At 71.3% G+C, this 20126-nt stretch carries 20 protein-coding genes; 9 read left to right on the top strand and 11 right to left on the bottom strand.

Annotation, left to right across the window (positions count from 1 at the left end):
• Nucleotides 1-14: 14 nt before the first annotated feature.
• Nucleotides 15-1484, bottom strand: a complete 1470-nt coding sequence (locus VIU94_RS04100) for a sodium:solute symporter family protein (RefSeq protein WP_331907620.1) — start codon at nucleotides 1482-1484, stop codon at nucleotides 15-17.
• Between the two features lie 178 nt (nucleotides 1485-1662).
• Between VIU94_RS04100 and VIU94_RS04095 the strand changes: the two genes are divergently transcribed.
• The gene (locus VIU94_RS04095; RefSeq protein WP_331907618.1) at nucleotides 1663-3120 is read left to right on the top strand and encodes a PucR family transcriptional regulator ligand-binding domain-containing protein; all 1458 of its coding nucleotides are present in this window, start codon (nucleotides 1663-1665) and stop codon (nucleotides 3118-3120) included.
• A 47-nt stretch (nucleotides 3121-3167) separates the two neighbouring features.
• Nucleotides 3168-3590, top strand: a complete 423-nt coding sequence (locus VIU94_RS04090; RefSeq protein WP_331907616.1) for a DUF6924 domain-containing protein — start codon at nucleotides 3168-3170, stop codon at nucleotides 3588-3590.
• A 21-nt stretch (nucleotides 3591-3611) separates the two neighbouring features.
• Here VIU94_RS04090 and VIU94_RS04085 read toward each other — a convergent pair whose 3' ends face one another.
• From VIU94_RS04085 to VIU94_RS04070, 4 genes are all read right to left on the bottom strand, one after another.
• Nucleotides 3612-4184 (bottom strand): hypothetical protein, encoded by a 573-nt coding sequence (locus VIU94_RS04085; RefSeq protein WP_331907614.1) that lies wholly within the window; start codon nucleotides 4182-4184, stop codon nucleotides 3612-3614.
• A gap of 343 nt (nucleotides 4185-4527) precedes the next feature.
• Nucleotides 4528-5151 carry a dihydrofolate reductase family protein gene (locus VIU94_RS04080; protein ID WP_331907612.1) on the bottom strand — a complete coding sequence of 208 codons (624 nt, stop codon included), beginning with the start codon at nucleotides 5149-5151 and terminating at the stop codon, nucleotides 4528-4530.
• Nucleotides 5152-5272: 121 nt separating this feature from the next.
• Nucleotides 5273-5605 carry a hypothetical protein gene (locus VIU94_RS04075; RefSeq protein WP_331907610.1) on the bottom strand — a complete coding sequence of 111 codons (333 nt, stop codon included), beginning with the start codon at nucleotides 5603-5605 and terminating at the stop codon, nucleotides 5273-5275.
• A 135-nt stretch (nucleotides 5606-5740) separates the two neighbouring features.
• Complete coding sequence (locus VIU94_RS04070) at nucleotides 5741-6163, bottom strand: MarR family winged helix-turn-helix transcriptional regulator (protein WP_331907608.1); 423 nt, start codon at nucleotides 6161-6163, stop codon at nucleotides 5741-5743.
• A gap of 202 nt (nucleotides 6164-6365) precedes the next feature.
• On the opposite strand from VIU94_RS04070, the gene eno reads away from it, so the two are divergent.
• From eno to VIU94_RS04045, 5 genes are all read left to right on the top strand, one after another.
• Entirely contained in the window at nucleotides 6366-7667 is a 1302-nt protein-coding gene (gene eno / locus VIU94_RS04065; protein ID WP_331907606.1) for a phosphopyruvate hydratase, read from the top strand.
• Between the two features lie 62 nt (nucleotides 7668-7729).
• Nucleotides 7730-8920 (top strand): cytochrome P450 family protein, encoded by a 1191-nt coding sequence (locus VIU94_RS04060; protein ID WP_331907604.1) that lies wholly within the window; start codon nucleotides 7730-7732, stop codon nucleotides 8918-8920.
• A 219-nt stretch (nucleotides 8921-9139) separates the two neighbouring features.
• Complete coding sequence (locus tag VIU94_RS04055; RefSeq protein WP_331907602.1) at nucleotides 9140-9955, top strand: tyrosine-protein phosphatase; 816 nt, start codon at nucleotides 9140-9142, stop codon at nucleotides 9953-9955.
• A gap of 191 nt (nucleotides 9956-10146) precedes the next feature.
• Nucleotides 10147-12219 carry an NAD-dependent DNA ligase LigA gene (gene ligA / locus VIU94_RS04050; RefSeq protein WP_331907600.1) on the top strand — a complete coding sequence of 691 codons (2073 nt, stop codon included), beginning with the start codon at nucleotides 10147-10149 and terminating at the stop codon, nucleotides 12217-12219.
• Between the two features lie 148 nt (nucleotides 12220-12367).
• Nucleotides 12368-13591: a glycosyltransferase gene (locus tag VIU94_RS04045; protein ID WP_331907690.1), complete on the top strand. Its 1224-nt coding sequence runs from the start codon at nucleotides 12368-12370 to the stop codon at nucleotides 13589-13591.
• 146 nt (nucleotides 13592-13737) lie between these two features.
• Here the strand turns inward: VIU94_RS04045 and VIU94_RS04040 are convergent, their stop codons facing one another.
• Complete coding sequence (locus VIU94_RS04040) at nucleotides 13738-14199, bottom strand: GNAT family N-acetyltransferase (protein WP_331907598.1); 462 nt, start codon at nucleotides 14197-14199, stop codon at nucleotides 13738-13740.
• Between the two features lie 141 nt (nucleotides 14200-14340).
• On the opposite strand from VIU94_RS04040, the gene VIU94_RS04035 reads away from it, so the two are divergent.
• Complete coding sequence (locus VIU94_RS04035; RefSeq protein WP_331907596.1) at nucleotides 14341-15054, top strand: DUF6215 domain-containing protein; 714 nt, start codon at nucleotides 14341-14343, stop codon at nucleotides 15052-15054.
• Between the two features lie 8 nt (nucleotides 15055-15062).
• Here VIU94_RS04035 and VIU94_RS04030 read toward each other — a convergent pair whose 3' ends face one another.
• The gene (locus VIU94_RS04030) at nucleotides 15063-16121 is read right to left on the bottom strand and encodes a phosphotransferase (RefSeq protein ID WP_331907594.1); all 1059 of its coding nucleotides are present in this window, start codon (nucleotides 16119-16121) and stop codon (nucleotides 15063-15065) included.
• Between the two features lie 169 nt (nucleotides 16122-16290).
• Between VIU94_RS04030 and VIU94_RS04025 the strand changes: the two genes are divergently transcribed.
• Nucleotides 16291-16824: an antibiotic biosynthesis monooxygenase gene (locus VIU94_RS04025; RefSeq protein ID WP_331907592.1), complete on the top strand. Its 534-nt coding sequence runs from the start codon at nucleotides 16291-16293 to the stop codon at nucleotides 16822-16824.
• 82 nt (nucleotides 16825-16906) lie between these two features.
• Here the strand turns inward: VIU94_RS04025 and VIU94_RS04020 are convergent, their stop codons facing one another.
• The 4 genes from VIU94_RS04020 to VIU94_RS04005 all read right to left on the bottom strand — a co-directional run bounded on the left by VIU94_RS04020 (nucleotide 16907) and on the right by VIU94_RS04005 (nucleotide 20029).
• Complete coding sequence (locus tag VIU94_RS04020; RefSeq protein WP_331907590.1) at nucleotides 16907-17467, bottom strand: TetR/AcrR family transcriptional regulator; 561 nt, start codon at nucleotides 17465-17467, stop codon at nucleotides 16907-16909.
• The gene (locus tag VIU94_RS04015; RefSeq protein WP_331907588.1) at nucleotides 17460-18296 is read right to left on the bottom strand and encodes an alpha/beta fold hydrolase; all 837 of its coding nucleotides are present in this window, start codon (nucleotides 18294-18296) and stop codon (nucleotides 17460-17462) included. Before VIU94_RS04015 ends, VIU94_RS04020 begins: the two co-directional genes overlap by 8 nt.
• Nucleotides 18297-18384: 88 nt before the next feature.
• The gene (locus tag VIU94_RS04010; RefSeq protein WP_331907586.1) at nucleotides 18385-19602 is read right to left on the bottom strand and encodes an RNA polymerase sigma factor; all 1218 of its coding nucleotides are present in this window, start codon (nucleotides 19600-19602) and stop codon (nucleotides 18385-18387) included.
• A gap of 1 nt (nucleotide 19603) precedes the next feature.
• Entirely contained in the window at nucleotides 19604-20029 is a 426-nt protein-coding gene (locus VIU94_RS04005) for a YciI family protein (protein WP_331907584.1), read from the bottom strand.
• Nucleotides 20030-20126 lie beyond the last annotated feature (97 nt).

Genomic DNA, 20126 nt, shown 5'->3' with positions numbered 1-20126 from the left:
CGGCCGTCAGGCCGTCAGGCCGTCGCGGCGGCCGGCTCCGTCTCCGCTTCCGGCCGGGGCTCCTGACCCGCAAGCCGGGCCCGCCAGTTCGCCAGCACGGCGGCGTCCGTGGGGCGAGTCGCCAGCGAGACGATCACGTACGCGGCGAGCGAGGCCAGCAGCCCGTAGTAGACAGGCTCGTTCGCGAGGATTCCGTAGGCGTACATCAGGCCGATGACGGCCACGCCGCCGACGGAGACCGCGGCGAGCGCGCCCTGGACCGTGCCACGGCGCCACAGCAGGCCGCCGAGGATCGGCACGAGCAGACCGGCGACCAGCAGGTTGTACGCGACGGTGAGCGCCTGGACGACGTCGTTGAGGGCGATGGCGATGGCGATCACCGCGATGCCCATGAGGAGGATGAAGGCCCGGTTGCCCTTGACCTCGTCGTGCTCGCCCTCGGTCTTCTTGACGCCGAGCCCGCGCAGACGGGACCAGATGTCGTTGTTGGCGACAGTCGCACAGGCGATGAGCGCGCCGGAGGACGTGGACATCACCGCGGCGAGCGCGGCGGCGAGGACCAGGCCCCGCACACCCATCGGCAGTTCGTCCTTGACGATGGTGGCGAAGGCGTCGTCGGCGCTGGGCAGCTTGGGGTAGAGCACCTTGGCCGCCGTGCCGATGACCGCCCCCGCGAGGGCGTACGCCAGACAGTAGGTACCGGCGACGGTGCCGCCCCACTTGGCGACCTTGTCGGTGCGGGCGGTGAAGACTCGCTGCCAGATGTCCTGACCGATGAGCATGCCGAAGGTGTAGATCAGCACGTACGTGAAGATCGTCTCGCCGCCGATGCCGAGCGGCTCGAAGTACGAGGTGGGCAGTGCGGCCTTCATCTCGGCGAAGCCGCCCGCCTTCACGACGGCGATCGGCAGCAGCAGGAGCAGTACGCCGACGGTCTTCACCACGAACTGCACCATGTCGGTGATCGTGATGGACCACATGCCGCCGAGGGTCGAGTAGGCGACGACGATCGTGCCGCCGAGGACGATCGCGGCGGCCCGCGGCAGGTCGAAGAGGACGTCGAAGATCGTGGCGTAGGCGATCGTCGAAGTGACCGCGAGCATCAGCGTGTACGCCCACATCACGACGCCGGATATGACGCCGGCCCTGCCGCCGTAGCGCAGGTCGAGCATCTCGGAGACGGTGTAGACCTTCAGGCGGGCGATCCGCGCCGAGAAGAAGACGCTCAGCGCGAGCAGGCCCAGGCCGATGGTGAAGACCATCCAGGCGCCGGAGAGCCCGTACTTGTAGCCCAGGCCGACGCCGCCGATGGTGGACGCGCCGCCGAGGACGATCGCGGCCATTGTGCCGGAGTACATCCAGGGCCCGAGGCGGCGGCCCGCGACCAGGAACTCGCTCTTGGACTTGGCGCGGCGCATGCCCCACCAGCCCATCACCAGCATGCCGGCCAAATACAGGACGATCACTGCGTAGTCGACGGCCATGGGCCCTCCTTCGTACCTCGGTGGCGTGTCGTGCGGGGAAACCACCCGGCGGCTGATCGTGGGGACATCCGCCCGTACCCGCGGCCGCCTGGTGGCACGACAGTAGGTGGCCGGAAAGCGACGCTGAAGTGTACGTTTCCTCCACTGCCCGCCCGGAGGATGTACGAAGGGTCCACTCATGCCCACGGCGGAGGCCGCTCCCACCCCGCACGCGCACCCCACCCCGCACGCGCACCCCGTCCCGCTCGCCGCCCTGCTCACCCGCGAGGACCTGGGCCTGCGGCAGCTCGCGGGGCCGCCGGACGTCTCGCTGCACTGGGTGCACACCTCCGAGATGGCCGACCCCTACCCGTACCTCCTCGGCGGCGAGTTGCTGATGACGGCGGGAGTGCTGCTGACGGACCCCGCCCGGTACGTGGAGCGGCTGGCGGAGGCGGGGGCCGCGGCGCTCGGCTTCGGTCTGGTGCCGGTGTACGACACGGTCCCGGCGGCCCTCGTGGAGGCGTGCGAGCGGCATGCCATGCCGTTGATCGAGGTCCCGCCCGCGACGCCGTTCACTGCGGTGGCCCGGGCGCTGTGGCGGCTGATGGCGGAGGCCCGGCTGCACGAGCTGCGCCGGGTGAGCGAGGCCCAGCAGTCCCTGGCGACGGCCGCGGCCCGCCCGGCCCCGGTCCCCGCGGTGCTCGGTGCGCTGGCGTCCCGGCTCGGCGGACGTGCGGTCCTCTTCGGCCCCGGCGGCACGGAGTCGGCGGCCGGCCGGGAGATCCCCGCGGAGGCGGCCCGGGCCCTGGCAGACCTGGCAGGCGTGGTCGGCCCGCGCCCCGGCGGACCGGCCACGGCGAGCGGCGACGGCGGCGGACTGCGACTCACGGCGTACGCGCTGGGCGGCGGGGACGGATTGACGCTGGGCGTGGCGACGGAGCACCGGGCATCGGGCGACCACACGATCGCCGGCGTGGCGGTCGTCCTCCTCTCCCTGCTCACGGCTCCCCACCGCGCCGCCGACGCCACCGCCCGCGACACGGCGCTGGTCCGCCTCCTCCTCGGCGCGACCCCGGCGGACGCGGCCGGCGCCTTGCAGCCGGGTCCCTGGACTGTCGTCCACGCCCGAGGCGGAGACGGCACCCCGTTCGCAGCGGCCACCCTGGGCGCGGCGCTCGGCACGCCGCTCGTGGACGCCGGTGACGAGCCCGTACGCCTGCTCCTCCCGGCCTCCGCGGCCGTCACCGCGCAGCCCGGATGGACCCTCGGGGTCAGTGCCCCCGCCGAGCCAAGGTCTCTCGCCGCCGCCGACGCGCAGGCCGCGCGGGCGCTGCGCCGCGCGAAGGCGACCCGCGCCGCACTGGTCCGGCACCGGACGGGCGGGTTCGCCGCGCTCATCGACGGCGACGAGGCCGCCGCGTACGCACGCGACCTGCTGGCCCCGCTGACCGAACCCCTCACGGAAACGCTGCGCACCTGGCTCTCGCTGCACGGCAGTTGGGACCGCACGGCAGTGGCCCAGGACATCCACCGCAACACCGTCCGCCAACGCATCACCCGCTGCGCCGCCCTCCTGGAACGCGACCTGGACGACCCGGACGTACGAATGGAACTATGGTTCGCCCTGCAGTCGACGGGCGGGGAAACGCGGTGACGGATCGGTTGGGCGACTCCTGAGAAGCACGTGAGAGGATCACCCGCGTGTCCCTGCCCTACCCCGACGATCTGACATCCCTGGTCCTGCGCACCCACTTCGCCGACGCCGGAGCCTGGGAGGACCTTCGAGCCGCGATCGACGCCGCGGACGAGTACCAGCACGCCACCTACGTCAGCGATCCGCGTTTCGACGAGGTGAGCGTGCAGGCGCTGGTCGACGAGGAGGCCGCCGCGGACGAGGACGAGCAGATCGTCCATGTCTTCCTCGCGGATGCGGCCACCATGTCGGACCCGTCGTATCCGCTCCTGGCCGTGGACCTGGCGGACGAGCCGGGGCGGACGTTCCGGCTGCCCGCGCAGTGGTTTCCCGACGTCTCGGCGAACCTCAGCATCGCCAACATGGACTTCGCCGAGTACGCCGACGCCACGGACGAAGCCGGGACTTTCCGCGGCTTCGCCCGAGACTGATCACCCACCGACGAGGGCCGCTCAGCGGCCCCGTCGCAGCCAGGCCGACACCTCACGCCACGCGGCCTGCGCTGCCGCCTCTTCACCCCACCACCAGGTGAACGGCGAGGCGTCGTCCTCCAGTTCCTCCCGCCACCAGCCGAAGGCCTCGTCGCGGTGCCGACGGGCGATCGGTCCCTCTTCCGTCTCCCAGCGGGCCAGCCACGGCGCGACCGAGGAGGTCGCGGTCGCGCAGGTCTCGAACACCGCGCACGCGGGGACCGGGGGAGCCGCCGTCCGCAAGGTCTGCGTCCACCACGCGTCGAAGAATCCCGCGACGGCCTGCTTCTGCGGGACGGGCCACTGCCGCCACTCGGCCGCGGCGAGACCCCGGGCCATGAGGTCGGACTCGGACGCCCCCTCCGCGAGGATCACGACGAGCTGCGGCAGGACGCGCCGGATGACGGCGGGCTGGTCGCCCCAGTGGAGGCGGTCCTTGTGCGTGACCTGGCGCACGAGGTCCGCCGGGAGGGGAATGTCGGGCGTCCGCAGCAGTTCGACTTCCTCCGCGAGGAAGCACCGGCCGCAGCCGGCCTCGTCCGCACGGGCCGTCATGCCATGGAAGGCTTCCGCAACTCGATCCACAGCAGCGGCGAGTGGATCGGTGTCCGGGTGAGTCATCAGGCGTCCTGTCGAGACTCCAGCGGGTTGCACCCGCCGAAGAGCGCGACGCTACCAGGCGTCCGTCCCGCCGCATCCCTGACGAAGATCGTCGACGGCGCACCGTGAGCCTCGAAGAGGGGTACGGCGGTGATTTCATCGGCGTGCCGCAGACCGTCACGAGCCGCGACCTGGTGCTCAGGCGCCAGAAGAACGTGACCGACACCTCGACATGGAGCAGGCCTTCGACGAGGCGGTCGCCGCGGTACGCGGATAGGGCCGCCGGCTGGGCTCGACCTCAGCGCGCGTCGTCGCGGGGCAGGTGGCGCTTGGCGTCCTCGTAGCCCGCGTCGGCGGCCGGGGCGGCGGGCGCGTACATCAGGTTCAGGACGCCCGTGGCGAAGGTGGCAGCGGACAGCAGCTCCAGCGGGATCGGCGTCTCGGCCTCGTCGAACAGCCGCAGGCCCTTGCGTACGACGATCGGGTGCACCAGGAGGTTGAGCTCGTCCAGCACGCCGGCGTCGAGCAGCTGCCGGACCACGGACACAGAGCCGCTCATCGCAATGGGCCCCTCGCCCGGCTGCGCCTTGAGATCCGCGACCGCGTCGAGGAGATCGCCCTCCTGATACTCCGAGTTCCGCCACGTGAGGGGGAGTCCCCGCCGACGTGAGACGACGATCTTGCGCGCATCGCCCAGAACCTTGGCGAAGGGGGCATCCTCCCCGCCTGCCGCCTCGCGGTCGGGCCAGGCGCCGGCGAAGCTCTCGTACGTCGTGCGCCCGAGGAGCAGCGTGTCCACCTGGCCCAGGACGGCGTCGACAGCGGCGCCCATCTCGTCATTGAAGTACGGGAAGTGCCAGAGGTGGGGATCCTCGACGACGCCGTCGAGCGAGACGAAGAGTTGGGCGACGATCTTCCTCATGGTGACGCTCCAGGGTGTCCTACGCGACTGAATGCCTTCGTGGCTTCAGACGCTAGACGTACGGAACCCCGGCCCCGCCGATGTCGGCCGGGCGCGTCGTCGGCATCGGGAGCCGGATGTCTCAGCGGGCGGCCCGCCACGAGGCGACCGTCTTGCGGACCAGCGTGAGGGCGGCCCAGACCAGCAGGACGTTCAGCACCGCGCCGCCGGCGAGGGGGACCAGGAGGCCGTAGGGGTTCGCGGTCTCCGTCTCCCCCGGGCCGAAGAGGGCGACGGCGGGGTAGAGCGCGAAGACCGAGACGAGAAGAGAGCCGGGCAGGGTCGCGAAGTACAGCGGCACCGTATTGTCGGGCGGCCCGTCGGCGAGGGCATGGGCCACCACGCCGACCGCGACCAGTCCGACGTAGAGCGCGGCAGCGGCCCGGCACGCGCGAGGGGAGAGTCTGTGCGCCATGTGCGGTAGTGCCCTTGGTTGGGGTGCGGAGGGGTGCGGAGATAGGGGAAAGCCCGGGCTCCTCCAGCGGGGAGGGCGGCCCGGGCCTCAGTATGGCACCGCAGGTTTGAACATGTTCAATAGGGTGATCGCTCCCTAGCGCGCGGCGAGCCGCTCCATCAGGGCGGCGCTGCGCGCCAGCACCTCGCGCTCCTCGCCGGTGAGCTCGAGCTCGATGGCCTGGGCGAGCCAGCCCGCCCTGCGCCCGCGCTCCGCCTCGAGAGCGGTCCGTCCCGCAGGGGAGAGCTCCACAAGGGACTTGCGGCCGTCCGTGGGATGCGCCCGGCGGACGACGAGCCCCTGTTCCATGAGAAGCCCGACCGAGCGGGCCATGGACTGGGGCCGTACGCGCTGGTCCGCCGCCAGATCGCTGGTGGTCATGGCCCCGTCGCGATCGAGGGTGCCGAGCACGGAGGCGTGACCGAGCGGGATCCGGTCCTCGTTCTTCACGCGCCGCGTGAGCTTGCCCATCGCAGTACGCAGTTCGATGGCGACGGTGGCGGGTTCCGGGGTGGGCATGGGCCACTTTAACCGGTGACTGCCAGCGAAGCTGTACACCTCACCTGCGCAGCTGAACTGAACAGCCGAACTGAACAGCGCAACTGAACAGCGCAACTGAACAGTGAAACTGAACAGCATTGCTGTAGAGTCAGTGCTGTCGCGGCACGCGCCAACGCTGTCGCAGCAGGGCCGCGGCGTGCATCAATGCGAAGGACCTCCCATGACTTCCTCGGCAGTTGAGTCCACCGTCATTCAGTCCGTCACCGCCCGCAGGGTCCTCGACAGCCGGGGCAACCCCACCGTCGAGGCCGATGTCCTCCTCGCCGATGGATCCCTCGGCCGCGCCGCCGTCCCCTCCGGCGCCTCCACCGGCGCACGGGAAGCCGTGGAGCTGCGCGACGGGGACCCCGGGCGCTGGCACGGCAAGGGCGTCGACCGTGCGGTCGCCCACGTCAACGGCGACATCGCGGCAGCGGTCGTCGGGCGCGACGCCGACGATCAGGCCGGACTCGATGCCGCGCTCGTCGCGCTCGACGGCACGGCCGACAAGTCCCGGCTCGGCGCCAACGCGCTCCTCGGCGTCTCCCTCGCCGCCGCAAAGGCCGCCGCGGCGGCCCACCGTCAGCCGCTCTACCGCTACCTAGGCGGCGCCGACGCGCGCCTTCTCCCACTGCCGATGATGAACATCGTCAACGGCGGCGCCCACGCCGACAACCCGCTGGACTTCCAGGAGTTCATGATCGCTCCGATCGGTGCGGAGACCTTCGCGGAAGCTGTCCGTATGGGCTCCGAGGTCTTCCATACGCTCCGTCGCGATCTGCTGTCCGCCGGGCACGCCACGGGCGTCGGTGACGAGGGCGGCTTCGCGCCCGCACTCCGTACGGCCGAGGAAGCGCTCGACTTCGTGATGACGGCCATCGAGCGCACCGGTTACCGGCCCGGCACGGACATCGGCCTGGTCATGGACCCGGCCTCGTCGGAGTTCTTCCAGGACGGTACGTATGTGTACGCGGGCGAGGGCGTGCGCCGTACGCCCACCGAACACGCCGACTACCTGGCCAAGCTGATCGACGCGTACCCGATCGTCTCCATCGAGGACCCGATGGCCGAGAACGACCTGGACGGCTGGCGGGAGCTGACCGCCCGCGTCGGCGACCGGTGCCAGCTCACCGGCGACGACGTGTTCTGCACCAATGAGAATCTGCTGCGCGAGGGCATCCGCACCGGTGTCGGCAACTCGGTCCTGGTCAAGGTCAACCAGATCGGCACCCTGACCGAAGCCCTCGCCACGGTCGCCACCGCGCACCGCGCCGGCTGGACCGTCGTCATGTCGCACCGTTCCGGCGAGACGGAGGACACCACCATCGCGGACCTGGCGGTGGCGACGGGCTGCGGCCAGATCAAGACCGGCTCGCTGTCCCGGTCCGACCGTACGGCGAAGTACAACCAACTCATCAGGATCGAAGAGGAGTTGGGTGCATCGGCGCAGTACGCGGGCGGAGCGGTGCTGAACCGTTCCTGAACTGTTCCTGACGCACTGCACCTGCGCCGATGGTGCTCCCTTGGTCAAATAGTGTGTGGCGTATGGATCTTGCGGACGATTTGATCACCCACCCCTATGACGTCTACGAGCGTCTGCGGACCACCTCTCCGGTGCATCGCATCAAGGGAACCGACGGACAACCTGCCTGGCTCGTCACGCGGTTCGACGACGTGCGCGCCGCCCTCGCCGATCCGCGCCTGTCGCTGGACAAGACGCATGCGCGTGAGGGCGGTTACCGCGGGCTTTCGTTGCCTCCGGCCCTGGACGCCAACCTGCTGAACATGGATCCTCCCGATCACACCCGGCTGCGCCGTCTCGTCGGGCGAGCGTTCACCGCGCGTCGGGTCGAGCAGCTGCGCGCGCCGATCCGGGCCACCGCCGACGGGCTCCTGGACGCCCTGGGTGCGGACGGCTCCACGGACCTGATCTCCGCCTACGCGGCCCCTCTGCCGATCACCGTCATCTGCGAGCTCCTGGGCATCCCGGAGAGCCACCGGCGGGACTTCCGTTCCTGGACTGACGCGCTGATCGCCCCGGATCCGAGCCGTCCGCAGGCAGCCAAGGGGGCCATCGTGGCGATGCTCGGTTTCCTCGGAGAGCTCCTGGCGCACAAGCGGCGCGAACCCGCGGACGATCTTCTCTCCGATCTGATCGCCGTCCGGGACGCGGAGGACGACCGGCTCACGGAGGACGAGCTGATGTCCCTGGCGTTCCTCATCCTGTTCGCCGGATACGAGAACACGGTCCAGCTGATAGGCAATGCGGTCCTGGCCCTGCTGCACAATCCGGACCAGATGGACGCGCTGCGAAAGGACCCGTCCCGCATCCCCGCCGCCGTCGAGGAATTCGCCCGCTTCGAGGGGCCGGCCCTGCTGGCCATCCGGCGCTTCCCGACGCAGGACGTGACGATCGGCGATGTTCGGATTCCTGCCGGCGACACGGTCCTGCTGTCCTTGTCCGCCGCCAACCGCGACCCGGACCGTTTCCCTGACCCGGACCGCCTGGACATCGGCCGCGACGCCGCCGGTCACTTGGCTCTCGGGCACGGCATCCACTACTGCCTGGGCGCACCCCTGGCGCGAGCGGAGACCGAGATCGCCGTGGCGGCGCTGCTGGAGCGGTTCGAGGAGATCGAGCTGCTTGAGGCGGAACCTCGCTGGCGTCCCTCGCTGCGCGCCCGCGGTCTGATCGAGCTGCCCGTGAGCTATCGGGGCGCGCGGCCGACGTCCTGAGCGATGCGAGCCCGGCCGGGATCGGAGCGGGGTCGGGCTCCCGCAGCTGCATGATTTGAGCAGCACCGTTCCGGCCACGCGATTCCGTTCACCGAGGCCACCGTCACGGCCGGCGCCGACGGCTCCTTCACCCTCACCTGGAAGGCGGAGGACGTCAGGCGCGTCGAGATCCGCGAGAACGGCAAGGTCGTCGCCAGTGGCGGGGCCGTCGGTCGCGCCGTGATCACCGGACTGCCCGCCGCGGACCGCCAGTGGTTCTGGTTCGAGGCCGACCACGGCCAGGGCCTGCGCCTCGCCGACCGACTCGTCAAGCTGTCCGGGACGGTCAACCTCCGCGACGCGGGCGGCTACCGCACCGAGAACGGCCAGTGGGTCAAGATGGGCGAGGTCTACCGCTCGGACGCCCTCAACAAGCTGACCGCCGAGGACCAGGCCAAGCTCCAGCGCCTGCACATCAAGACCGTCTTCGACCTGCGCATGGAGGACGAGCGCGCCAAGGACCCCGACAAGGTCCCGGCCGGCGCCAAGTACGTCGTCGCCGACGTCTTCGCGGGCTCCGGCGCCTTCCAGGCCATGCCGAAGTCCCCGGCCGAGGCCGAGCGGATGATGATCGACGCCGAGAAGGCGATGGTCAGCGGCGACGGCGGCAGGAAGGCGTACACCCAGGTCTTCGAGGGCATAGGCGAGGACGACGCGCGCTCCGTGCTCTTCCACTGCACCGCCGGCAAGGACCGCACCGGCTGGTCCAACGCCACCCTGCTGACCGCCCTCGGCGTGCCGCGGGACACCGTCATGGCCGACTACCTGGCCAGCAACGACTACCGCAAGGCCGCCAACGACGCGATCCTCGGCCACCTCCCGCCGCAGCAGGCCGCCGTCTACAAGCCGCTGCTGGACGTCCGCGCCGAGTACCTCAACTCCGGCTACGACGAGGTCGCGGCGGAGTACGGCACCTTCGACCGCTACCTGAAGGACGGCCTCGGCATCGACCACCGCGAGCTGAAGCGCCTGAAGAAGGACCTCCTCGTCGGCTGAGTCGGCACCGCACGAGCCGGCGCGGTTCACCGCCGTCCGACGGTGAACCGCGCCGCCCTCATGACCGGTCGGACGGCGGCGTCGGCGAGGAGACCGCCTGGAGCAGGGCGTCCCTGCACGCCTATCGCGGACTTCTGTTCCTGAGCCGCCGCGACCGGGCGTTGTCAGACCCCTGCGACAAGATGTTCTGCATGACGACCCTTCCCGCCGTTGAGGCGAGCTTCAGCCTGTCCGGTCCCGCCGAGTACGAGACCGCCGTCGAGCGCCTGCGCGAGGCGTCCGGCACGTACTACGGCGCGGGCTACAGCCTCATGGACGACGCCACGTACGACCGGCTGCGGCTGGCCGTGAAGGCCTGGGAGGAGGAGCACCCCGACGCTGCCGCCGCGGACTCCCCGACTGATCAGGTCGCCGACGGAGCCGCCCCCGTCGGCGACGTCGCGCACACCACGCGCCTGCTCAGCCTCGACAACGTGTTCAGCCCCGAGGAGCTCGTGAGCTGGGGGGCGTCGCTCCAGCGCCGTCTGGGGCACGAGCCGGCGGGGGGCTTCACCGTCGAGCCGAAGCTGGACGGGGCGGCGATCGCCGCCCGCTACCGCGACGGACGTCTGGTGCAGATCATCACCCGCGGCGACGGCAGCCACGGCGAGGACGTCAGCCACGTCATCGGCACGATCGTGGGCCTGCCCGAGCAGCTGCCTGTGCCCGCCACGTTCGAGGCCCGAGGCGAGGTCCTGTTCACGCAGGCGCAGTTCGAGACGGCGAACGAGGTGCGCGCCGAGCACGGTGCCGACGTCTTCGCCAATCCGCGCAACGGGGCCGCCGGCACGCTGCGCGCGAAGGACCGGCCGTACCGGCTGGCCATGACGTTCTGGGCGTACGGCGTGGTCGAGCTGGACGGCGTGGCGTTCCTGCCCGCCGGAGCCGGCCATGCCGAGGCGCTGGCCGCGGTGGCGAAGGCCGGGGTGCAGACCACGGCGGAGACCCCGGCCGGACTGCACGGGGTCGCCACGCTCGACGAGGCGCAGCAGAAGGTCGACGCGATCGCCGCGATGCGCGCGAGCCTGCCGTTCGGCATCGACGGAGTCGTCATCAAGGCCGACAGCGCGGCCGAGCAGACGGCGGCGGGATTCGGCAGCCGCTTCCCGTACTGGGCGATCGCCTTCAAACTCCCGGCCGTCGAGCGGCAGACCGTCCTTCAGGACGTCGTCTGGGACGTCGGCCGTACGGGAGTCCTCGCGCCCACCGCGGTGCTCGCACCGGTGGAGCTCGACGGGTCGACCGTCACCCGCGCCACGCTCCACAACCCGGCCGACATCCTCCGGCGCGACCTCCACATAGGCGACACGGTGACGGTCTACAAGGCCGGCGACATCATCCCGCGCGTCCAGGCCGCAGTCGTCGAGCTCCGACCGCAGGATGCCGCGCCGGTCCCGCTGCCCGAGGAGTGCCCCAACTGCGGCGGAGAGATAGACAAGAGCCAGGAGCGGTGGCGCTGCGCGAAGGGCACCGCCTGCGCACTGGCACCGCTGATCGAGTACGTCGCCGGACGCGACATCCTCGACATCGACGGTCTGGGAAGGAAGTACGTCGACGCGTTGATCGCCTCCGGCGACGTCCGGGACGTCGCCGACGTCTTCACCCTCACCGAGGAGCAGCTCACCGCCGCCTCGGGCAGCTCCAAGCGCGGCGCCAAGCTCGTCGAACAGATCCAACTCGCCAAGACCCGCCCCCTCAGCCGCGTCTTCTGCGCCCTGGGCGTGCCGGGCACCGGCCGCAGGATGTCCCGGCGCATCGCCGCCCACTTCGGCACGATGGAAGCCATCCGCCAGGCCGACGCCGATGCTCTGCAGGAAGTCGAGGGCATAGGCCCGGAGAAGGCACCGGTGATCGTCGAGCAGGTCACCGCGCTCGCCCCGGTCATCGACAAGCTGATCGCGGCAGGCGTCAACATGACCGAACCGCAGCAGGTCGATGCTTCCGCCGCCGCTGCCGAAGAGGGCCCGCTCGCCGGGAAGACCGTCGTCGTGACGGGCAAGATGACCGGCCCGCTGGACGGCTGGGGACGTACTGAAATGTCCGCCCTGATCGAGAAGGCCGGCGGCCGTGCCGGCAGCAGCGTCAACTCCAAGACCACGTACTTGGTCGCTGCCCCGACCTCGACCGGCAAGCCGAGCACCAAGGCCGTCAAGGCCGGGGAACTCGGCGTGGAGGTCCTCACCCCCGAGGCCTTCGCCACACTCCTGGCCGCCTACCTGCCCTGAGCCCAGGCAAGAGAAGAGGAAGGGGGCTCGCCGCTCCCTTCCGTGATCAACTTATAGCGCGCTGGGGGGCTTGCGGCAAGACCCCGGTCGTACCGCAGAATCGCCGACCTGAGCCAGAACCTTTGAAACTGGGGGACCTGAAGTGCGTGTGGTGTTGTCGACGTACGGGGCGCGCGGGAGCGTCGAGCCGATCGTGGGACTCGCGGTGCGATTGCAGGAGTTCGGTGCGGAGGTGCGGGTGTGCGCGCCGCCGGACGAGGAGTTCGTGGAGCTGCTGGCGGGTGTCGGTGTGCCGCTGGTTCCGGTCGGCCGGCCGGTGCGTCAGTTGGTGACCTCGGTGAAGCCGGGGTCCACGGTGGGCCTGGCGCAGCGTGCGGCCGAGTTGATCGCCGCGCAGTTCGACACGGTCGCCACGGCGGCCGAGGGATGCGACGCGCTGGTGGCGAGCGGCCCGCTGCCGGTCACGGCCGGCGCGCGGTCGGTGGCCGAGAAGTTGGGCATCCGCTACGTGCACGCGAGCCCCACGCCGGTCCTCCTGCCCTCGCCGCACCAGCCGCCGCCCGCGCGACGGGGCCGGCCGATGCCGCCGGGCGTGACCGACAACCGGGCGCTGTGGGACATGGACGCGCAGAACGCGAACGAGATGTTCGGTGCGGCGATCAATGCCCACCGGGCGTCGATCGGCCTGCCGCCGGTGGACAACGTCCGCGACTACGCGTTCACGGACCGCCCGTGGCTGGCGACGGACCCGACCCTGAGTCCGTGGCCGGAGCTGACGGACCTCGACGTCGTGCAGACCGGCGCGTGGATCCGGCCGGACGAACGCCCGCTCCCGCCCGAGCTGGTGGCCTTCCTCGACGCCGGCGCGCCGCCGGTGTACGTGGGCTTCGGCAGCATGCCCATAGCCGCCTCGAAGGACGTCTCCCGGGCGGCCATCGAGGCGATCCGCGCGCAGGGCCGGCGCGCGATCGTCTCCCACGGCTGGGCCGGCTTGGACCTGATCGACGACCAGGACGACTGCTTCGCCGTCGGCGAGGCCAACCATCAGGCGCTGTTCGCCCGCGTAGCCGCCGTCGTGCACCACGGCAGCGCGGGCCCCACGACGACGGCCGCCCGAGCCGGCGCGCCGCAGGTGGTGGTCCCCCAGGGGGCTGACCAGCCGTACTGGGCCGAGAGGGTGACCGACCTGGGCATCGGCGTGGCACACGACGGTCCGACTCCGACCACCGAGTCCCTGTCAGCCGCGCTCAAGACGGCCCTGACCCCCGAGACCCGCGCACGAGCGCGGGCGGTGGCGGGCACGATCAGGACCGACGGGGCGACGGTGGCCGCGAAGCTGCTGCTCGACGAGGTCGGCGGAGAAAGGCCGTAGCCGTCGACGGGAGCCCCACGGGGCGGTAGGGGCCCCAGAGCACCTGCCCAGATCCGTTCGAAGGCAGAGAAGGCAGAGAAGGCGGCGAAGGCGGCGAAGGCGTGCGGAAACCACGGTTCCGCACGCCTTCGATCGTCACCCAGCGTCTACTCCTGAGGCCGCCAGACGTAGCGGACGTCAGGCTCACGCTCCTCATTGCGCAGTCCGTCGGTTCGCTCGACCGCGACGAAGCCGTGCCGCTCGTAGAACCGTTGCGCTGCTCCGTTGACCTGGAACGTCCACAACTCCAGCCCGTCCGGCCGCTGCCGCTTGGCCAGGTCCATGAACCGGTCACCCAGCCCCCGGCCGCGCCACGACGGGTCGAGGTAGAGCTGCTCCAGGTCCCCGCCGTCGAGTACCAGCAGCCCCACCACGCCGCCCTCGGCGACCGCCACCCAGGTCTCGTACTGGGGCACGACCACGAAGGAGAACCAATCCCGCACCGCGTCGTCGTCATGCGCGCGGCGCACGGTCGGCAGCGCGGCGGCGAAGGAACGCAGCCACACATCAGCTATCGCGGTCGCGTCGGAGTCGTCCGCACGCCGAAGGACAAGGTCATCACTGTTCACAGCGCGTGAGGATCGCAGATGGCGGGTCCCCGCGCATCCGAATTTGGCCTCTCACGCGCGCCGGCCGACCGCATTGTCCGCCCGATGATCACGGGTTATTGTTCGCGGGCACTTATCGGGGGATCACAGCAGGTGGGGGACATGGCCGACGATATCGACGCGCTTCCGAAGGGCGCGGGCATGGTGGGGCAGGTCGTTGCGGGCCTGACGCTCGTACCGGCTCTCTGTGTCGGTCTGTGGGCGTTGGGCGACACGGCGAACTCGAACAGCGGCGCCCCGCAGCCAGCCACGTGCGCGGAGGGGAAGACCGGGAAGGCGTCGGAGGAGCCGGGGCAGGTGCCTGGGCGCGTTTCCGGGACGCAACTGTGCAAGGCGCTGAACCGTCCCGACCTCGCTGACCTGCTCGGCACGCCGACCGAGACGTTGAAGTCCGCCAGCGGCAGCGACGGCTCCTTCAAGCTCGGGAGCGGCAAGGAGATCGCCACTCCTTCGAGTCGGGTCGAGTTCGGGACCTACACCGTGACGCTGTCGGCCAGTTACGACCGTCTTCCGGTGGCCGGATCCGCCGCCTATCTGGGGAGGGACGCGCAGGAACGGACCGTTCTGGGCCGCCCGGCGGTCCTCTCCTCGGACTACACCCTCAGCATCAGCTTCCGCCTCGACGGAAGCGACGCCCACAGCGGTCCCGGGGTCCCGGCCCGCTCCCTCACCGTGGCGCGGGATGCGAAGGACAGCGGTGGCTCCTTGACCGTGACCGTGTGGCGCGAGGGAGGCGGAGTGCCGGACGATGCGGTACTGCTCCGCGTCGCCGAGAAGGTCCTGCCGACGGTGCCGGGGTGGAACGCCGCCGGGTGACGACCCACTCAGTACCAAGGGCGGGCGTCATGCGTGGGCAGCGGACGCAGTTTCGGCCAGCGTTCGAGCAGGCGGTTGGCCATGGCGGAGCTGAGGCGGCCGACGGCGTGCAGGTGATCGTGGTCGCGGGTCATGTCGGCGACCACGCCCAGGCGGTGGACGAGCCGCTCACGGGCGGAGACGTAGCCCCACTCGAAGTCCTCGGCGGGCACCCGGGCGAGCTGGTCGGCCGTCCCGCGGTCGGCCCGCTCGACGAGCGCGTCGCCCTGGATCAGCCAGCCTGCGCACGCGTCGGCGAGGTCACCCGGCACGTCCTTCCCGGTGAGGCCGCGCCAGGTGGTCCGGTAGACGTCCTCGACCTCCGTGAGCGGGGCCGCGGTGACGGACATGGCACACCAGCAGGTGGGGAAGCCGATGCGGAAGTAGGCGAGTTCGATCAGGCCGTTCCCGAGCGAGGCCCGCTCGAAGTCGACGAAGCGGACGCCGTCGGCGGTGCGCAGATCATTGCCGGGGCAGGGGTCGCCGTGCAGCAGCGCATGGTGCGGGGTGGGGTCCAACCGCTCCAGGAGACCGGCGAGTTCATCGGGAACCGTGGACGGTACGGGCACGTCGAGCGCCCTGGCCAGGGTGAGGAAGGACTCCGCGTCGGTGGCCGTGGGCCCCGACCAGACCGGTAGTGCGCCCGCGTCGGCGGGCCCGGTGAGGGCGTGCAGCCGGGCGAGTGACTCGGCGTACCCCAGCATCCAGTCGTCCGTCCTGCCGAGGTCGTCCACGTGCTCGAGGACCATCACCCGCGAGGACGGGTCCGTGGCGAGTACCGCGGGGGCCACGGCGGGCCCGGAGGCCCGCCCCGCCAGGCGCAGCCCGGCGACCTCCCGCGCGAAGCGCGTGCTCGCGTCGGCGCCCGTGTCCCCGTCGTCGGTGATCTGCTTGACGATCACCAGCCGCCGGTCGGCCAGCCGCACCCGCCACACCCGTGAGCGCGGACTGCTGTCCAGGAGTTTGGTCTGCTTGGGGGCGCCCACGGTGGAGAGCAGCGCCTCATTGAACGGAACACGGTTCAGCATGCCGACGAGCGTAGCCGTGGCTTCGCACGCGCCAGCGAGAGCCCTGGCACCGCTGAGCGCATGACTCGGGCCGGCGCGTAGAGTGTGGTCGGGCGCGGTGTGATCATGAGGAGTACGAGTGACCGCGGCGACCCTTGAGCGTGCGACTGTCCCTGCCGACAACGGCGAAGTGACCTTGCTGATAGCCCGCCGGGTGGAGCCCGGCTACGAAGCCTCCTTCGAGAAGTGGGCGAAGGGCATCCTCGACAGCGCGTCCCGTTTTCCGGGTCATCTCGGCTATGGCTTGTTCCGCTCGTCCGGAGGCGACGCGCCGTGGTTCCTGGTCCACCGCTTCCGGGACGACGCCGCCTGCCGGGCCTGGCAGGAGTCACCGGAACGGGCCGCGTGGTTCGCCGACTGCGAGGGCCATCACCACACCGAGATCGCGCGGCGGACGCTGACCGGCATGGAGACCTGGTTCGCGAAGCCGGGTTCGACGAGGCCGGCCCCGCCGAAGTGGAAGATGGCGATCAGCGCGACGCTGGCGATCTACCCCATCTCGCTGCTCGGCAGCTACTTTTTGACGCCCCACCTGACGACCTTGCCGCTGTACCTCAGCAGCGCCGTCATCGCAGTCGTCTTCAACGTCCTGATGACGTACGCGGCGATGCCCGCCGTCAGCCGCCTGCTCCGGGGCTGGCTGACCGGTCGAGGGGGTATGTGACGCAGGCCCCGACCGCATGCTCGGTCGGTCCGAGGGCTGGCCGGCCGAACCAGGCCGCCCGCGTCGTGCGGCAGGGTTTGGGCTATGCCGAGCGAGGTGTCCGCATCCCCGTGATCGTCATGTGGATGAGCAGTTCGTAGCTCTCGTCCAGGTTCTCCGGGAGCCTGAACCCGCCATCGACCTCGAGTACCGCGAAGCCGTGGACGGCCGCCCGCAGGCAGCGGGTCGCGTGGATCGCGGCCGAGTCCGTCATGCCGTACGCGCGCAGGGCGGCGCGGATGACGTCGAGGAGCCGTGCCCCGGCCTCGGCCGTTCGCGGTTCGGGGGTCTGGAGGAGCGCCCCGTAGCGGTGCGGGTGCTCGCGCGCGAACTGCCGCCAGGTCGTCATGACGGCGCGGATCGCGTCGTCGGCCGAGCGGCCGAGCACGGCGTCGCCGACCCGGTCCGCGAGGTCGTTCATGACCCGTGCCGAGACGAGGTCGCGCAGTTCGGCGAGGTTGCGCACGTGCTTGTAGAGGGACGGGGTGGCGACCCCCGCCCGGCTCGCCACCGCGGCCAGCGTGAGGGCGGCGGGACCGGCCTCGTCGATGACCTGCAGCGCGACGTCGACGACTGCGGTCGGGGAGAGCGCGGCCCTAGGCATCCGGGCCGGCCTTGAGGAAGTCCAGGATGGCCGTGGCGACTTCGGCGGGGGCCTGGACGTGCGCGTAGTGGCCCACTCCGTCGATCATCTCGAGCTGCCCGAGCCCCGCGGGCATGCCGGCCACGACGCCTTCTCCCTCCGCCCTCGGGTCGGCCCAGTCGGGGTCGAGCGTGCCCTCGACAACCAGGGCCGGGCACCGGATGTCGGCAAGCCTGGCGCCTGCGTCGGTGGGCGCGGACATGCCCATCTTGGCGAGGACGGCCATCCGTCCCGGCCTGCGCAGGTCGTGCTCCAGGGCCGCGACATGGTCGGCGAAGCCGTCCGGCTTCGCACCGGGGTAGGCGTGGTCGAGGTAGCGCTTCCACAGCCCGACGCTGCGCAGGACACCCGTCCCCATGAGCAGCGACATGCCCTTGCGGTAGCGGGCCTGGGACAGCAGGGCGCTCAGGTCGACCTTCTGCGCGCGGGTGAACGGGCTGATCTCGACGACGGCGGTGACCAGTTCGGGCTCCTCGGCCGCCGCGATGGTCGCCGCGCCGCCCGCGAACGAGTGGCCCACGATGACCGCCGGACCTCCCAGATGCCGGATCAGAGCGATGAGGTCGGCCGCCGCGTCGGTGCGGCTGTAGGACGCCCAACCGATGCTGGACTCGCCGTGCCCGCGCTGGTCCATGCTCGCGACGCGGAATCCGGCCGCCACGAGCCGGGGCGCCACGCCCGACCAGGCCGCCCTGTTGTCGCCCATTCCGTGGGCGAGCACGATCAGCGGACCGTCGCCGGTCACGTCGTAGGCGAGTCGTCCGCCGTCGGACTTCAGGAACTCGGTCATGACCACCCCAGGTAGCTGGTAGCTAGTGGATATAGCTCAAAAGCTAATGCCATTAGCCTGCGGCGTCAACCGCTGGCGGAGGCCGGGTTCACGAACCGAGCCGGGCCGCTCTCGTCCGCAGGTAGTGGCGCTCCGGGATGCTCAAAGTGAGGCGGGCCGCTTCCTCGTAGGCCGCGCGGGCGGCTTCGGTCGCGCCGGTGCGTTCGAGGAGGTGGGCCCGGACCGCCGCGAGGCGGTGATGGTGCTTCAGGCGGGGTTCCAGGGCGGCGAGTTCGGTGAGGCCGGACGCGGGCCCGTGGACCATCGCGACGGCCACCGCGCGGCCGAGTTCCGCCATCGGGTCGGGAGCCTGGGCGACCAGCAGGTCGTACAGGGCGAGGATCTGCGGCCAGTCCGTGTCCTCGGGGCGCGCCGCCTCGTCGTGGAGCGCTGCGATCGCCGCCTGGAGTTGGTACGGGCCGGGAGGGCCCTCGGTGAGGGCCTCCTCGACCAGGGCCGTGCCCTCGGTGATCGCGGCGGAGTCCCAGAGCGAGCGGTCCTGTTCGTCCAGGGGGATCAGCTCGCCGTGCGAGCCGGCGCGGGCCGCGCCGCGGGCCTCCGTCAGGAGCATCAGGGCCAGCAGCCCGGTCACCGCGCCCTCGCGGGGCAGCAGGCGGCGCACGGCCCGGGTCAGCCGGATCGCCTCGCGGGCCAGGTCGCCGCGGTGGAGGGTGGGGCCGGAGGTGGCCGTGTAGCCCTCGTTGAAGATCAGGTAGAGCACCTGGAGGACGGTGACCAGGCGGGCGTCCCGGTCCTCCGGGCCGGGAGGATGGAAGGGGTGGTCGCGGAGCTTCGCCTTCGCCCGGCTGATGCGCTGCGCGATCGTGGCCTCCGGTACGAGATGGGCCCGGGCGATCTCCGCCGTGGTGAGGCCGCCGACCGCGCGCAGCGTCAGCGCGATCCGCGCGGCGGGCGCGAGCGCAGGGTCGCAGCACAGGAAGAGGAGCGTCAGGGTGTCGTCGTCGGACGGGGCGGCCCGGGTCTCGCGGAGCTCCAGGCGTGCGGCCGTCTCCTCGCGCCGGGCCCGCGCCTCGTCCGCCCGCAACTGGTCAGTGAGCCGCCGCGAGGCCACCCGGATCAGCCAGCCGCGCGGATTGCCGGGCGTCCCCGACTCCGGCCACTGCCGCGCGGCGGCCAGCAGGGCCTCCTGTACGGCGTCCTCGGCGGCGTCGAAGTGTCCGTACCGGCGCACGAGCGCACCGAGGACCTGCGGCGCGTGTCGGCGCAGCAGGTCCTCGACGGGCTCGACGGCGTGCTCGTCGGCCATGTCAGCTGGTGAAGAGCTCGGACTCGGGGCGCTCGTCGATCTGCCGGATCACCACCGGGTACTCCGGCGCGCCCGCCGGCTGCGGACACCGGGCGACCCGCGCCGCGATCTCGGTGACCCGCTCCAGGCTCGCGCAGTCGAGCACCCAGAACCCGGCGAGCAGCTCCTTCGTCTCCCCGTACGGCCCGTCCGTGACCACCGGTCGGCTGTCCTTGTCGACGGTCACGAACCGCGTCCGCGCGGGCTCGACGAGCCCCTGCGCGTCGACCAGCTCGCCCGACTCGGCGAGGTCGTTGTTGATCGACTCCATGTGCTCGAACATCGCCTTCAGGTCCGGCTCGCTCCACGCGGGGCTCTGCGCGGTGCCCTTGCCGCCCATGGCGTCGTAGTCGACCTGGGAGCCCTGCACCATGACGAGGTACTTCATGACGTCCTCCTTCGCTCGTGTCGTCCCTGCTGCCCTTCACAGGGTTGCCTTTCACAGGGGACGTCGGAGCCGGACGCCGATCCTCGACACCTCGCGG

The sequence above is a fragment of the Streptomyces sp. genome (assembly GCF_036566765.1).
Lineage (GTDB): Bacteria > Actinomycetota > Actinomycetes > Streptomycetales > Streptomycetaceae > Streptomyces.
The sequence above is the reverse complement of the archived record's forward strand: the minus strand, read 5'-3'. Positions and strand labels throughout refer to the sequence as shown.